The sequence below is a fragment of the Streptomyces sp. SID13666 genome (assembly GCF_010548325.1).
GTDB lineage: Bacteria > Actinomycetota > Actinomycetes > Streptomycetales > Streptomycetaceae > Actinacidiphila > Actinacidiphila fildesensis.
The window spans coordinates 146538-160278 of record NZ_JAAGLX010000007.1 but is presented as its reverse complement, the minus strand read 5'-3'; the positions used below and the strand labels follow the sequence as shown (position 1 = coordinate 160278).

Here is a 13741-nt window from a genome sequence, read left to right as displayed (position 1 = left end):
ACGCCCGAAATCAGACCTCTGGTCGCAACATGGGCGGATTGAGCAGAGCAGCCCCTCCGGCCTGGAACAGCTGGGCGGGGCGGCCGCCCTGACGGGTCGTCGTACCGCCGGTCGGTACGAGGAATCCGACGGTGCCCGTCACCTTGCGGTGGAAGTTGCGGGGATCGAGGGCCACACCCCACACCGCCTCGTACACCCGCCGCAGCTCACCGACGGTGAACTCGGGCGGACAGAAGGCGGTTGCCAGGGAGGAGTACTCGATCTTCGACCTGGCACGCTCGACCCCGTCGGCCAGGATCCGCGCATGGTCGAAGGCCAGCGGAGCGGCCTCGCCCGCCGTGTCGAAGCCGTCCTGCTCCAGCAGCGAGCCGACCGGGGCCCAGCGGGCGCTGCGCGCGTCGCCGCCCGCGCGGGGGGCGGGCAGATCGGGCGCCAGGACGAGATGGGCGACGCTGACGACCCGCATCCGGGGGTCGCGGTGCGGGTCGCCGTACGTGGCCAGCTGTTCGAGATGAGCGCCGCTCTGGGCGCGCAGGCCGGTCTCCTCGGCGAGTTCGCGTGCCGCGGCCTGGGACAGGTCCTCGTCCGCTCTGACGAACCCGCCGGGCAGCGCCCAGCGCCCTTGGTAGGGCGGCTCGCCCCGGCGGACAGCGAGCGCGCACAGGGCGTGGTGCCGCACCGTGAGCACGACCAGGTCGACGGTGACGGCGAAGGGTGGAAAGGCCGACGGGTCGTAGGGCGACATGGCGCGATCATAGTCGTCTGCCTGACGATAAACAGCAGGATGGCCCCCTGCGCCCGCCCTTGTTTCACCCTGCCTCCCCCGCCACGGCCCGCCCCACAGGCCACAGGGGTGCCGGAGGTGCGTGGGTGCCGGGGTGCTGCCCGTGGACGACACGCCGACGGGCGCACCGGGTCGCCTGCGGGCCGGGTCGCCTGCGGGCCGGGTCGCCTGCGGGCCGCGTCGCCTGCGGGCCGCGTCGCCGCTCACGCGCCGAGCTGGAGGGCGGGGGCGGCCTCCTCGACCATCGCCATGCCGAGCCTGCTGACCCGCACCGCGAACGGCTGCTCGTCCACCCGCAGCCCCGAGAAGCGCACCGCGCCCAGCGGGGCGGTACTCATCGGGCGCACCGCGACGACGCCTCCCGGAGCGTCGGGGCGTACCCCCGCGAGCGAGGTCAGCAGATGGACGGCGCCCGCGGCGGCGACGGCGGACGGGCGGCAGGCGGTGGGGTGCGGCAGCGGTGTCCGGTCGGCGGCGCGCTGTTCGCCCACGTACATCTCGGGCAGCTGCCGTCCGAAGGTCCCGGCCGCGTCCAGGACGCCGCGCAGGAGGGCACCGGCCTCCTTCTCGTATCCGGCGGCGGCCAGCCCCGATACGGCGAGGGCGCTCTCATGGACCCGCACCGCACCACCCCGGTGGCCGAACGGACTGTGGCCGGGCGCCCTGGCCGAGAGCGTCCGCAGACCCCATCCGGAGTCGAGGTCCGGGGCTCCGAGCAGCCGCGCCAATTGCCCGGTCCGTGCCTTGCCGAGCAGCCCCTCGGCGAGCGTGCCGCCCCCGAGCAGCCCGGTGTCGAGCAGATGGACCGCGGCCGAGCCGAGATGGATCACCTGCCTGCCGCCGGGGGTGAGCGCCGCGGCGGGCCGGCCGCCGCCGAGGTCGTCGACCCAGAAGTCCTCCTGGAACCGCCCGCGCAGCTCGGCCGCGTACTCGCGCCACGCGGCGGCTCCGGGGCGGCCGTGGGCGTCGAGGAGGTCGGCGCCGTGCAGCGCGGCCCGGTGGGCGTGGGCCTGCACCTCGCAGCGGAACGGGCCGCCGGGGGCGGGATCCGGCACATAGCCCGCCGCCTCCGCGACCGTGCGCAGCCAGCCGAGGCAGCGCTCGGCCGCGGGCAGCAGCAGCTCGGCCTCCCGCTGCGGCATCCCCCAGCGCCGGGCTTCCGCCAGGACGGTGACGAACAGCAGCGTGGCCTCGACCCCGGAGCAGGTGGGCGGCAGATGCGGTCCCGCGTGCCGCAGCGCACCCGGGATCCGGCCGCTGTCCTGATCCTGGAGCCGCGCGAGGGTGCGCAGGGTGCCGGCGGCCAGCCGGGTGCCGAGCGGCAGCAGCATCCTGGCCGCCCACAGCGCGTCGGCGGGCGCCAGCCCCATCCGCCAGGGGGCGCCCGCCGCCACATGGACGTCGGCGAGCCGCGCGGGGTCGCGCAGCAGCAGCGCCCGCAGACCGTCCAGGCTGCCCCGCAGCAGCTCCTCGCCCCTGGCGTCGTCGCCGGACAGCTCCGCGGCGGACCAGGGCACGGGCGCCCGGTCACCCCGTACGGGCGCGGAGACGGCGGACCCGTGTGCCGCGGATTCCCGGGACACCCGCAGCTCGATGGTCCGCCCGGCGCCGGGCGGCACCGCCAGCTCCCAGCGCAGCACACCGGCCGAAGCCAGCACCCCGGCGGGGGCCGGCCGCGCGGTGACCCTGACGCCGATACCGGCATGCGACCAGCGCAGCCCCGCGTCACAGACGCTGGCCGGCAGATCGGGCCCCGCCCGCCCCGCGGCGGCCGCTCCGAGTTCGGCGAGGTCGGTGCCCAGCGCCACTTCGAGCGGCAGCCGGAGCACGGCCGGCCCGGTGTTGAGCACCGTGATGCGCTCGGTGCCGTCGGCGTCCCGCAGCCGTTCCACCGTGACCGCCGGATCGGGACCGGTGTCACCCGGAGTCCTGACCACCGCCACGAACCGGGCCCGGTCCGCGCTGAGCAGCGTGCCCAGCACGGGGATCGGCTCGGCTCCCGCGAGCCGCACCTCGCAGCGCGCCAGCACCCGCCGGCCCTCCTGATAGAAACCGTCGAGCCCCTGCCCTCTCAGCTGTCCGTCCTCTGCGGAGACGACGAGCGAAGGGGCGGCGACACAGATCACCGAGGTGTGCACGGGCTGCGGGCCGGAAGCGGGCCTGGTCAGGGCGGTGGGAGCGGGAACGGTCGGGGCGGTCGGCGGCGGGTTCACATCCCGGTGAACGGCCGGGTGGGCACCCGGGTCACGGCCCGTCTACCGTTCCTGGACAGGGAGCGCATCCCCGGTATCCGCCCGCACCACCGGAAAGAGACGCCATGGCCGTGTACCGCCAGCCCGGCACCGTTGTGACCGACCACGCTTTCGACGTACCGCTCGACCACGCGGCCCCCACCGGGGAGCGGATCCAGGTGTACGCCCGTGAAGTCGTGGCCGCGGGCCGGGAGGGCGAACCGCTGCCGTGGCTGCTGTTCCTGCAGGGCGGTCCCGGCGGACGCTCCCCGCGCCCGCTCGGCCGGGACGGCTGGCTGACCCGGGCCCTGGACGACTACCGGGTCCTGCTGCTCGACCAGCGCGGCACCGGCCGGTCCACCCCCGCCAACCGGCAGACGCTGCCCGCGCGCGGCGACGGCACCGCGCAGGCGGAGTATCTCTCGCACTTCCGGGCCGACTCCATCGTGCGGGACTGCGAACTGATCCGCCGTGAACTGCTCGGCGCCGAGGGGCGGTGGAGCCTGCTGGGGCAGAGCTTCGGCGGCTTCTGCGCGCTGACCTATCTGTCGCTGGCCCCCGACGGTCTGCGGGAGGTGTTCGTCACCGGCGGCCTGCCGGGGCTGCGCAGCAGCGCCCGCGACGTCTACCGCTCGGCGTTCCCCCGGGTGGAGCGCAAGAACACCGAGCACTACGACCGCTATCCCGGGGACGTGGAGACCGCGCGCTCCGTCGCCCGTCATCTGCGCGACCACGACGTGACGCTGCCGGACGGCGGCCGGTTCACCGCGGAGGCGTTCCAGTCGCTGGGTCTGATGCTCGGCACGGGTACCGGCTCGCACACCCTGCACTATCTGTTGGAGGACGCCTTCCTGCCCGGCACCGACGGCCCGGTGCTCTCGGACGGCTTCCTGACCGAGGCGCAGGGTCATCTGTCGTTCGCGGCCAATCCGCTGTACGCCGTGCTCCACGAGTCGATCTACGGACAGCGCTCGGTGTCCGCCGCGGGCACCGGCTGGGCGGCGCAGGCCGCGCATCTGGAGTTCCCCCAGTTCGATGTGGACAAGGCGCTGGCGGGCGAGGGCCCGGTGCTGTTCACCGGCGAGATGATCTACCCCTGGATGTTCACCGGCGACCCAGCACTCGTCCCGCTCCGCGACGCGGCGAACCGGCTGGCGCTGCGCGAGGGCTGGCCGGACCTGTACGACCCGGCTCAACTGGCCCGGAACGAGGTACCGGTGGCGGCGGCGGTCTACCACGACGACATGTACGTCGAGACCGCCGATTCGCTGGCCACCGCGCGCGCGGTGCGCGGTCTGCGCACCTGGGTCACCGACGAGTACGAGCACGACGGTCTCCGGGTGAGCGGCGGCCGGGTCCTCGACCGGCTGATCCGACTGGTCCGCGGCGAGCTTTAGACGCGTCGATCACCCGCTGCCGCCGCTCCTGGCGCAGGCACTGGCGCAGCGGCTCGGGGTCGAGCCCCTCGTTCACCGAGTGATGGAGCAGCCGGGCGAAGGTGTAGCCGGGATCGAGGTCGAGCGCGCGGCCGAGCGCGACGCGCGCTTCCGGTTCGTCCCCGGACGCCCAGGCGACCCAGCCGGCCAGCGTCAGCGGGGCGGCGGCATGGTCCTCGTACGGTCCGACGCACCGCCGGGCGAGGGCCCGCCACAGGCGCAGGGCGGGGTCGGTGTGCGGCGGCTCCATCCACTCCGCCGCCCGGTCCCGCGCGGCGCGGTCCTGGAGGCCGAGGATGATCTCGGCGGCCTCGTCGTCGCCGAGCAGCGCGTCGTCGCGCTGGTCGCTGCGCTGCGTGTCCCCGTCCGCCGGGGTGGCGCGGAAGCGTTCGAGCGCCGCGCCGACCAGGGTCAGCGTCCGGTGCCGCACCGCCTCGCAGTCGCCCACGTCCAGGATCCGCGGGACGAGTTCGGCGCAGGCCATGTCGAGCGCCCGGGCCTGCCCGGAGGTCCGCTCGGTGGCCGGCGGGACGAGCCGTGCCTCCATCTCGCGCAGCGAGCCGCGCACGTTGATGCCGGCGTACGCGGCGGCCGCGGCCATCACGGAGTCGCCCGAGGTCGCGATGGTGAAGCCGTCGGCAGGACAGCAGTCGGTGCCGGGGCAGCAGTAGGACCACCAGCGGCCCGCCGAGACGCACAGTGCCTCGACGACCGGCACGTCCAGGGCGCCGCAGGCCGTGCGCAGCCGCTGTGCCAGCGGCCGCAGGCGCTCCATGACCTGGGCCGGCCGCTCGGTCGCGGACGGGTCCTGGCACAGGAACAGGACGATCGAGGCGGCCCGGTCGCCGCGCTGCTCACTGCCTCGCACCAGACAGTCCGCGAGCTGCGAGGCGACCTCGGGCCATTCCGCGGAATCCTCGGGAATGCCCAGGCGCAGCCGGCCGCCGAAGCGGCCGTGGTCGCCGTGCAGGGCGACCATGACGACGGAGTCGCTGGGGTGAAATCCCATCAGGTACGGCAGGGCGTCGGCCAGGTCGGCCGGGCTGCGCAGGGTGACCTTGGGATCGTTCTCGGACCGGGGCGATTCGATGTGCTGTGTCATGGCCCGACAGTCCCGCAGGCCGGTGATCTCCGCCAGACCCCCCAAAAACCTGTGGATAACTCGGCCCCAAAGTTATCCACAGGTTCGGTACGCGGTTCGCGAGTTGTCGGTGGCATCAGGTTGCATGCGGGCATGACTGACTCCCACGGGGGGCATGACGGACTCCCCCACCATGATCGTCTCGCCGCTCCTCGCGCTGATGCGAAACCAGGTCGAGGCCGCCGAGCGGGCCGGGATCCGTTCACAGGCCGCCCGTCGCGGTCCCGCTTCGAGCTCGTCGGGCACGCCGGGAGTGAGCTGCCATGGGGGCCGGTGACGTACCTCGCCCGAAGAACGCCCGACCGCCGCCACTCAGTCTCGCGGGCTCGAAGACGTCTCCTGCCCGCCTGTGTTGATGACCACGGCCACGATGAACGCGGCCGTCGCGAACACCAGCGCCCCGCCGAGGAAAGCTCTGCTGTAGCCGTAGGCCATGGCCTCCTGGGCCTGAACCACGAGGTTGGCATCGTGCGTGCGCAGACCCGCGAAATAGGCCTCGTCGGCGCGCGGCAGGTGGTTGTCCGCGAACGAGGTCGACAGCACGGTGAGGGTGGCCAGGCCGAGCGCTCCGCCGATCTGCTGGGCGGTGTTGAGCAGTCCCGACGCGCTGCCCACGTCGTTCTCGTCGACACCGCGCACCGCGCCGAGCGTCAGCGGCACGAAGGAGCAGCCGAGTCCGGCGGCGGTGACGAACATGGCGGGCATCAGTGTGCCCGGGTAGGAGGAGTGCGGTGTCAGCCTGCTCAGCCAGAGCATTCCGGCCGCGGCGACCACCAGTCCGGGTCCGGCCACCAGCCGCGGCGGCAGCTTGACCACGAGCTTCGAGCCGATCGCGGCCATCATGCCGATGCCGGCGCTGAACGGCAGGTAGGCGAGCCCGGTCCGCACCGCGCCGTACTCGAGGACGTGCTGCATGTAGAGGGTGAGGAAATAGAACGTGGCGAACATGCCGAGGCCCACGAGGAACAGAACCGCGTAAGTGCCCGCACGGCTGCGGTCCTTGAGGACGCGCAGGGGAAGCATGGGGTGCTCGATACGGGACTGCCGCAGCAGGAACAGGACGAGGAGCACCGCGGCGGTGCCGAAGCAGGCGAGTGTCATCGTGTCGGCCCAGCCCTCCTGTCCGCCGCGCATGACCGCGTACACCAGGCACAGCAGGCCGGCGGTTCCGGCTGCCGCTCCCCTGACGTCGAGCTCCCCGTCGGAGCGGTCGGCCTCGCCGAGCACGGTGGTTCCGGCCAGCACGCCGACGCCGATGGGTATGTTCACCAACAACACCCAGCGCCAGTCGAGGTATTCGGTGAGGACACCGCCCAGGATCAGGCCAACGGTCGACCCGACACCGGCCATGGCGGCATAGGTGCCCATGGCGCGGTTGCGCTCCTTGCCCTCGGGGAAGTTCGTGGCGATCAGCGCGAGCGCGGTGGGCGCCGCGACGGCGGCGCCCACGCCCTGAAGCACCCGCGCGCAGATGAGGACTTCCGAATTGGGGGCCAGGCCGCCGAGCACTGAGGCCAGTACGAAGACGACGATGCCGAACCTGAACACGCGCCGGCGGCCGAACAGATCGCCGGCCCTGCCGCCGAGGAGCATCAGTCCGCCGAACGTGACCGCGTAGGCGTTGACCACCCAGGCCAGGTTGTCCGCGGACATCTTCAGCCCGCCCTGGATGCTCGGCAGGGCGATGTTCACGATGGTGGCGTCGAGCACCACCATCAGCTCCGCCGCGGCGATGACGAGGAGGGCGAGTACCGGATGGCGGATGCCTTCTGGTGGGGCGATCGTTGCGGTGCCCGGGTCGGACCGCGCTCCGAGTGGCATGTGACCTCCAGGTGGTTTCTCTTGTGCTGTGTTCCTGCGCCCCGCACCGCGCGGGGAGCGGACGGCCTTCATGCTCCGCAGCGGCCCCACCGCTCCGGAACTCCGTCGGCTCCACCCGGAACGGGCATGCGTATTCGCGGTCCGCAGCGGTTCCGCCGCGCATCGGGAAGAAAGGAGCTGAGCCGGGCCACGCCAGGCCGGAATCGTATGGATGCTTGGGTCCGAGCCGGGCCGGTTCCGGTGGGGCCGACCGCACCGTTTGCGCCAAGCGGGTACGCCCACCGGAGGCGCTGCCACTACCGTGGATATCCTCGCCCTTGTGACGACTGTGCGGCACAGCTCTTACTACTCAACTGCGGGAGACAATGTGCGTGTTCGCGTAACGAAGGGCATCGCTGTCAGTACTACCGGCCTCCTCGCCGGTGCATTCGGATATGGAGCGGTCAACCTCGGGCCGACCTTCTGGGAGGTTCCGTTGGAAATGCGGCTTTCCTTCCATGCCCAACTGATGAAGATGAACTCGCCGGTGATGCTGACCGCGATGGGGGCGGCCGCCGCCAGCTCGCTGGCACTGGCCGTGCAGACACGTGGCCGGGATCGGCTGCTCAGCGCGGGCGCGACCCTGCTGGCCGGGGCCTCCTTCCTGATCACCCGCTTCGGGAACGTGCCGATCAACGGCCAGATCAAGGTGTGGGCGGTCACCTCGCCGCCGGCCGACGCCGTCGAGATCCTGCACCGCTGGGACCTGTTCAACCGGATGCGCACCTCCACCGCCCTGGTCGCCTTCATCCTGCTCGTCATCACGGCCGTGGCGCCTCTCCCGATCCGGCAGGAAAGTCCCCAGGAACCTTCCGGGCCGGGCGACGCGAAGCTCCGGGAGACGACGGCCTGAGACTCTTACAGGCCTTCCAGTTGACGGTCGAGAGCCTTTTCCATTTCCGTGAACGGCTGGTTCCTGACCATACTTTCGGGATGCCCCGGTGCGGGTTCTCCCACGTCCGGGTAGGGGAGGCAGTAGTACATCTCACCGTAGGCAATCAGTACATTCGCGCACAGGCGCAGCAGGCGACTCATGGACAAACGCATGGAAGTATTCTGTCCGGTCGAGAAAAAAGCCTGATAAAGCAGCTGTGTTGTCATGTCTCCGCGGCCTCGGCCACTCAAGCCGAGACCCGTGTGGGCATGTGGAACACCGTGTCGTCGGCGAGCACGGTCTGGTGGGCCATGCGCAGTTCCAGCCCGGGTTCGATGCCGAGTTCCTCGATGAGCTGCTCTCGGGTGCGACGGTAGGAGGCGAGTGCGTCGCCGCTGCGTCCACTGCGGTGCAGGACCACCATGAGCCGGGCGCAGAACCCTTCGCTGAGGGGGTTCTCGGCCACCAGCCGGCTGAGCTCACCGACCAGTTCGAGGTGACGGCCGAGCTGCAGATCCAGGTCGATGCGCCGCTTGAGTGCGGTCATCCATGCTTCGTCGTACTGCAGGGCGGTGCCCGAGAGCGCGGTGCTTTCCCGCAGGCCCCCCAGGGTCGGGCCGCGGCGGAGCGCCAGCGCCTCGCGGTACTGCTTCGATGCCAGTTCCTGATGGCCGGACTCGGCCGAATCCGCGGCCAGCGCGCACAGCCGGTCGAAGCACACGGTGTCGAGGATGCCGTCGTTGACCTGGAGTTGATAGCCGGGCGCCCGGGTGCGCAGTGTGCACCAGCGGCCGTCGAGGTCGTACCGGATCAGGAACTTGCGCAGTTGCGAGACGTACACCCGCAACGCGGCGAGCGCGGTGGCCGGCGGCTGGTCGCCCCACAACTCGCGGATGAGTGCCTCATTGGACACCGTCGCGTTGGGCCTGATCAGGAGCGTGGCCAGCAGCTGCCGCAACTTGCGCTGCGGCAGCGGTATTTCGACGGAGTCCACCATGACTTCCAGTGGACCGAGCAGTCGCAGGGCAACCCTGCGCGGGGTGATGTCCTGCACGTCGTAGGCCGGGTGCCTATCGATGGTGACGGTCACGCCAGGACCTCCAGCCGCGGGTGGGCGCTGCGGAAGAACGTCAGCGGCTGGTCCTCGCGGAGCAGGCCGAGGTCGACGACCTCACCGATGACGATCATGTGATCCCCTCCCGGGAACGTGGTGTGCAGCCGGCAGTCGAGGAAGGCCAGCGCGTCGACGAGGACCGGGGAGCCGGTCGCGCCGGGGCCGTGGGGCAGTTCGCCGAAGTCGGCGGTGTCGCGTCGGGCGAAGGCGCGGCACAGGGCGGCCTGGTCCGAGGCCAGGATGTTGACGGCGAAGGCTCCGGAGGCTTGAACGGCCGCGAGCGCCCTCGATTCCCTGTGAACGCAGAAGAGCACCAGGGCGGGGTCGAGAGAAACCGAGGTGAACGAATTCACCGTGATCCCGACCGGCCCCTCTTCACTGCCCTGACAGGTAATCACCGCAACGCCGGTCGGATAACGTCCGCACACTTCACGGAGCACACGCGCCTCCACGGCTGCGGCGTCCCTCTCCTCAGTTTCAGCAACGATCAAGCTGTCCACGTGAACCCCCTAGAAAAGACTGCGCTGGCCCCTCGATGAAGAAACTTCAGGCGTCAGGAACGGGGCAGTGCAGGTACCCGACCTTAACGAGGCGACGTTGGCACCGCCTACGGCCCAAAGGACGAGACGGGGCGTACTTTCGGCCGAAGCGCCTGCACCGGAGCAGGGCGCTCAGCCACTCAAGCCCTGGTCAAGGACGTACAGTCTCCGCTGGTCCAAGCTATTCGGCAGCGCCGACTGGGCAATCTGGGAGAGCCGGGAGCCCGCAGCCCCCCGGCTGCCGCCACCCGTGACGGCCCGCGCTACGCCCGACGCCGCACCTGTCGGCCACCTTTTCCGGGTGAATTTTCCCTGCCCTCATCAGCGCTTTACCCCACCGGGTGATTCTGATTTTGCCGCTCGCCGAGCGACCAAACCTGGAACGGGAGGAAAGTGAATGCGCAGCACTCTTATCGTGGCTCGCATGAAGCCGACCGCCGCAGCTGACGTGAAGCAGATCTTCGCCGAATCCGATGCCGGCGAGCTTCCTCACCTGATCGGCGTGAAGGAACGCAGGCTGTTCCGATTCCACGATCTCTACCTGCATTACATTGCGTCCGACGAGGACGTGCGCGGATCGATCGGCGAGTTGAAGGGCCATGAGCTCTTCACCGATGTCAGCGACAAGTTGAGCCCGTACATCGCCGCATACGAGCCCCAGACCTGGCGCGGCCCGCAGGACGCCATGGCCCGCGAGTTCTACACCTGGCGCGCGGAGGACTGAGGCGGCTCGCCGCTCACGCGCTCCGGCGACGGCGGCGTCGCCGTTTGGGGGGAACCGCACCACCGGTGCGGCACAACGAGAGGAGGCTGGCGTGGCCAGCGAAGGAATGACGAAGATCGCGGCGAAGGACATCGAGTCCAACCGGCGCCGGGGCGGGGATCTGCGCACACTGCTCAGCCCGGCGAACGCAGGCGCCACCGCGGGCTTCATGGGGGTGCTCACCCTCGAGCCCGGTGAGGTCGTCACCGAGCACTACCACCCGTATTCCGAGGAGTTCCTGTACCTCGTCAGCGGGGAGATCCTGGCGAAGGTCGACGGGGAGCCGGTCCCGCTCGCCGCGGGTGAGGCACTCCACCTGAAGATCAACGTCCGTCACCGGCTGGAGAACCACGGTGCGGAGCCCGCCTTCATGGTCTTCCAGCTGGGCCCGCTCGCGCCGCGTCCCGAGCTCGGGCATGTGGACACCGAATCCCTTCCGGACCAGGAGTCGGCGTGAGCGGCCGCAGGGCCGTCGTCACCGGGGTCGGAGTGGTGGCGCCCGGGGGCATCGGCACCAAGGCGTTCTGGAAGCTGCTGACCGACGGCCGTACGGCCACGCGTGCCATCTCGCATTTCGACGCGTCGGCCTACCGCTCCAGGATCGCGGCTGAGTGCGACTTCGACCCCGACGCGGCCGGCCTGAGCTCCGAAGAGGTCCTGCGCATGGACCGGTGCGCACAGTTCGCCGTGGTCGCCGCACGGGAGGCCCTCGCGGACAGTGGTGTCGAGACCGACGACGTGCCGCCGCATCGCATCGGCGTCTCGATCGGCAGTGCGGTGGGCTCCACCGTCACCCTGGAGCAGCAGTACGTCCGGGTCAGCGACGGCGGCAGCCGTTGGGTCGTGGATGCCACGGACCCGTATCCGCACCTGTACGGGGCCCTGGTGCCCGGGACGCTCGCCGCCGAGGTGGCCTGGACGGCCGGGGCTCAGGGCCCGGTCCGGGTGGTGTCGACGGGCTGCACCTCGGGGCTCGACTCCGTGGCGCAGGGCGCCCAGTTCATCGAGGACGGGTCGGCCGACATCGTGTTGGCCGGTGCGACCGACGCGCCCATCTCACCGATCACCGTGGCCTGTTTCGACGCGATCAAGGCCACCTCGCCCAACAACGGCGACGCCGCGCACGCCTCGCGTCCCTTCGACCGGCACCGCGACGGTTTCGTGCTCGGCGAAGGCGCGGCCGTGCTGATCCTGGAGGACGAGGAGACCGCGCGCCGACGTGGCGCCAGGATCTACTGCGTGATCGCGGGATACGCGCAGCGCAGCAACGCCTTCCACATGACGGGGCTGCGCCCGGACGGCAAGGAGCTGGCCGAGGCGGTGCGAGTGGCGCTGAACCGCGCCCGGTTGCCGTCGGAGGCCGTGGATTACGTCAACGCCCACGGGTCGGGTACCCGGCAGAACGACCGGCACGAGACCGCCGCGTTGAAGGCGTCGCTCGGCGAGCACGCCTACCGCGTGCCGGTGAGTTCGATCAAGTCCATGGTGGGCCACTCCCTGGGCGCGATCGGCGCCCTGGAACTCGCCGCCTGCGCCCTCGCCATCGAGGAGGACACCGTCCCGCCGACCGCCAACCTCGAACACCCCGATCCCGAACTGGGGTTGGACTACGTTCCGATGACGGCACGGGAACAGCGTACCGACACCGTACTCAGCGTCGGCAGCGGCTTCGGCGGCTTCCAGACGGCGATGGTCCTGACCGCCCCCGGACGGGTGGTGGGCAATGTCTGATACAGCGACGGCCACCCGCCGTGTGGTGGTCACCGGCATCTCCGCGGTGGCGCCGAGCGGCCTGGGCGCGAAGGCGTTCTGGAACGGGGTGCTCGAAGGACGCAGCGGGCTCGGCCCCGTGACGCACTTCGAGACCGACGGTTTCCCGGTGCGGATAGTCGGCGAGGTCTGCGGTGACGGCACCCTGCCCGGTATCGATCCCCGGCTGGCCGTGCAGACCGACCGCTGGAGCCAGTTCGCGCTGCTGGCCGCCGAGGAGGCACTGGCCGATGCCGGAGTGCGTCCGGAGGCGTTCTCCCCGTACGACCTCGGCGTCATCACGGCGTCCTCCTCGGGGGGCAACGCCTTCGGCCAGCGGGAGATCTCCGCCCTCTGGTCGAAGGGCCCCCGGCATGTCGGTCCGTACCAGTCGATCGCCTGGTTCTACGCCGCAACGACCGGTCAGCTCTCCATCCGGCACGGCATGAAGGGACCCTGCGGAGTCACCATCGCCGAGCAGGCCGGCGGTCTCGACGCGATCGGTCAGGCCCGCCGCGCCCTGCTCCACGGTGATGCCAAGGTCATCCTCACCGGCGGCACCGAGGCGCCGCTGAGCCCGTACGCCCTGACCTGCCAGACCGCCTCCGGCCGGTTGAGCACCAGTGGCGACCCCGAGCGCGCCTACCTGCCGTTCGACGAAGCCGCGGGTGGTCATGTACCCGGCGAGGGCGGCGCGATCCTCGTGCTGGAGGACGAGGACAGCGCTCGTGAGCGCGGCGCCGACGCCCCGTACGGCGAGATCGCCGGTTACGCGGCAACGTTCGACCCTGCGCCCGGCATCCCGGCCGGCGACGCCCCCACCGCGCTTCGCCGGGCCGTCCAGTTGGCCCTCGCCGACGCGCGCGTCGGGCCGGAGGAGATCGACGTGGTCTTCGCCGACGCGGCGGCCACACCCGAGCTGGACCGTGCGGAGGCGCGGTGCCTCACCGAGGTGTTCGGGCCGCGCGGGGTGCCGGTCACAGCGCCCAAGGCGCGTTACGGACGGCTGTACGCGGGCGGCGCGCCGCTCGACGTCGTCACCGCCCTGCTCGCCCTGCGCGAGCAGGTGATCCCGCCCACCGGGCCGGGTGTCATCGCGGATGCCGCCCACCGGATCGACCTCGTGTCGGAGCCCCGGGTGTCGCGGCTGCGCACCGCTCTGGTGCTCGCCCGCGGCTACGGCGGCTTCAACTCCGCTCTCGTCGTACGGACGGTCAACCCGTGACGCCCGTACCCGATCTTGACCACAC

General features: G+C 71.3%; 13 protein-coding genes. 6 read left to right on the top strand and 7 right to left on the bottom strand.

All coding sequences use genetic code 11. From position 1 onward, the window contains the following. Positions 1-10 precede the first annotated feature (10 nt). Positions 11-745 (bottom strand): NUDIX domain-containing protein, encoded by a 735-nt coding sequence (locus tag G3I60_RS13460; protein WP_138357287.1) that lies wholly within the window; start codon positions 743-745, stop codon positions 11-13. Positions 746-987: 242 nt separating this feature from the next. Then, positions 988-2952 (bottom strand): glycogen debranching N-terminal domain-containing protein, encoded by a 1965-nt coding sequence (locus G3I60_RS13455; RefSeq protein ID WP_203672869.1) that lies wholly within the window; start codon positions 2950-2952, stop codon positions 988-990. Positions 2953-3101: 149 nt separating this feature from the next. Here G3I60_RS13455 and G3I60_RS13450 point away from each other — a divergent pair, with 149 nt between their 5' ends. Beyond that, complete coding sequence (locus G3I60_RS13450) at positions 3102-4412, top strand: alpha/beta fold hydrolase (protein WP_164293653.1); 1311 nt, start codon at positions 3102-3104, stop codon at positions 4410-4412. On the opposite strand, the gene G3I60_RS13445 is transcribed toward G3I60_RS13450, so the two are convergent. Continuing rightward, a complete protein-coding gene (locus G3I60_RS13445) occupies positions 4324-5553 on the bottom strand; it encodes a DUF4192 domain-containing protein (protein WP_164293652.1) in 1230 nt (409 codons plus the stop codon). The two genes, G3I60_RS13450 and G3I60_RS13445, sit on opposite strands and share 89 nt — an antisense overlap. A 351-nt stretch (positions 5554-5904) precedes the next feature. Next, on the bottom strand, positions 5905-7413 hold the full coding sequence (locus G3I60_RS13440) for an MFS transporter (RefSeq protein ID WP_164293651.1): 1509 nt from the start codon (positions 7411-7413) through the stop codon (positions 5905-5907). Positions 7414-7714: 301 nt separating this feature from the next. Here G3I60_RS13440 and G3I60_RS46385 point away from each other — a divergent pair, with 301 nt between their 5' ends. Beyond that, the gene (locus G3I60_RS46385; protein WP_343240963.1) at positions 7715-8305 is read left to right on the top strand and encodes a DUF1772 domain-containing protein; all 591 of its coding nucleotides are present in this window, start codon (positions 7715-7717) and stop codon (positions 8303-8305) included. Positions 8306-8310: 5 nt separating this feature from the next. Here the strand turns inward: G3I60_RS46385 and G3I60_RS13430 are convergent, their stop codons facing one another. From G3I60_RS13430 to G3I60_RS13420, 3 genes are read right to left on the bottom strand one after another with little or no spacing between them, the layout of a single operon-like run. Continuing rightward, positions 8311-8553, bottom strand: a complete 243-nt coding sequence (locus G3I60_RS13430) for a DUF6059 family protein (RefSeq protein ID WP_164293650.1) — start codon at positions 8551-8553, stop codon at positions 8311-8313. Between the two features lie 20 nt (positions 8554-8573). Further along, positions 8574-9416 (bottom strand): AfsR/SARP family transcriptional regulator, encoded by an 843-nt coding sequence (locus G3I60_RS13425; RefSeq protein ID WP_164293649.1) that lies wholly within the window; start codon positions 9414-9416, stop codon positions 8574-8576. Beyond that, positions 9413-9868 (bottom strand): flavin reductase family protein, encoded by a 456-nt coding sequence (locus G3I60_RS13420; RefSeq protein WP_343240972.1) that lies wholly within the window; start codon positions 9866-9868, stop codon positions 9413-9415. Before G3I60_RS13420 ends, G3I60_RS13425 begins: the two co-directional genes overlap by 4 nt. 508 nt (positions 9869-10376) lie before the next feature. On the opposite strand from G3I60_RS13420, the gene G3I60_RS13415 reads away from it, so the two are divergent. The 4 genes from G3I60_RS13415 (at position 10377) to G3I60_RS13400 (ending at position 13716) form a co-directional block, all read left to right on the top strand. Next, entirely contained in the window at positions 10377-10703 is a 327-nt protein-coding gene (locus G3I60_RS13415) for a TcmI family type II polyketide cyclase (RefSeq protein ID WP_164293648.1), read from the top strand. A 91-nt stretch (positions 10704-10794) separates the two neighbouring features. Next, the gene (locus tag G3I60_RS13410) at positions 10795-11199 is read left to right on the top strand and encodes a cupin domain-containing protein (protein ID WP_343240962.1); all 405 of its coding nucleotides are present in this window, start codon (positions 10795-10797) and stop codon (positions 11197-11199) included. Next, entirely contained in the window at positions 11196-12473 is a 1278-nt protein-coding gene (locus G3I60_RS13405; protein WP_164293647.1) for a beta-ketoacyl-[acyl-carrier-protein] synthase family protein, read from the top strand. Before G3I60_RS13410 ends, G3I60_RS13405 begins: the two co-directional genes overlap by 4 nt. After that, positions 12466-13716 (top strand): ketosynthase chain-length factor, encoded by a 1251-nt coding sequence (locus tag G3I60_RS13400; protein WP_164293646.1) that lies wholly within the window; start codon positions 12466-12468, stop codon positions 13714-13716. Before G3I60_RS13405 ends, G3I60_RS13400 begins: the two co-directional genes overlap by 8 nt. Positions 13717-13741 lie beyond the last annotated feature (25 nt).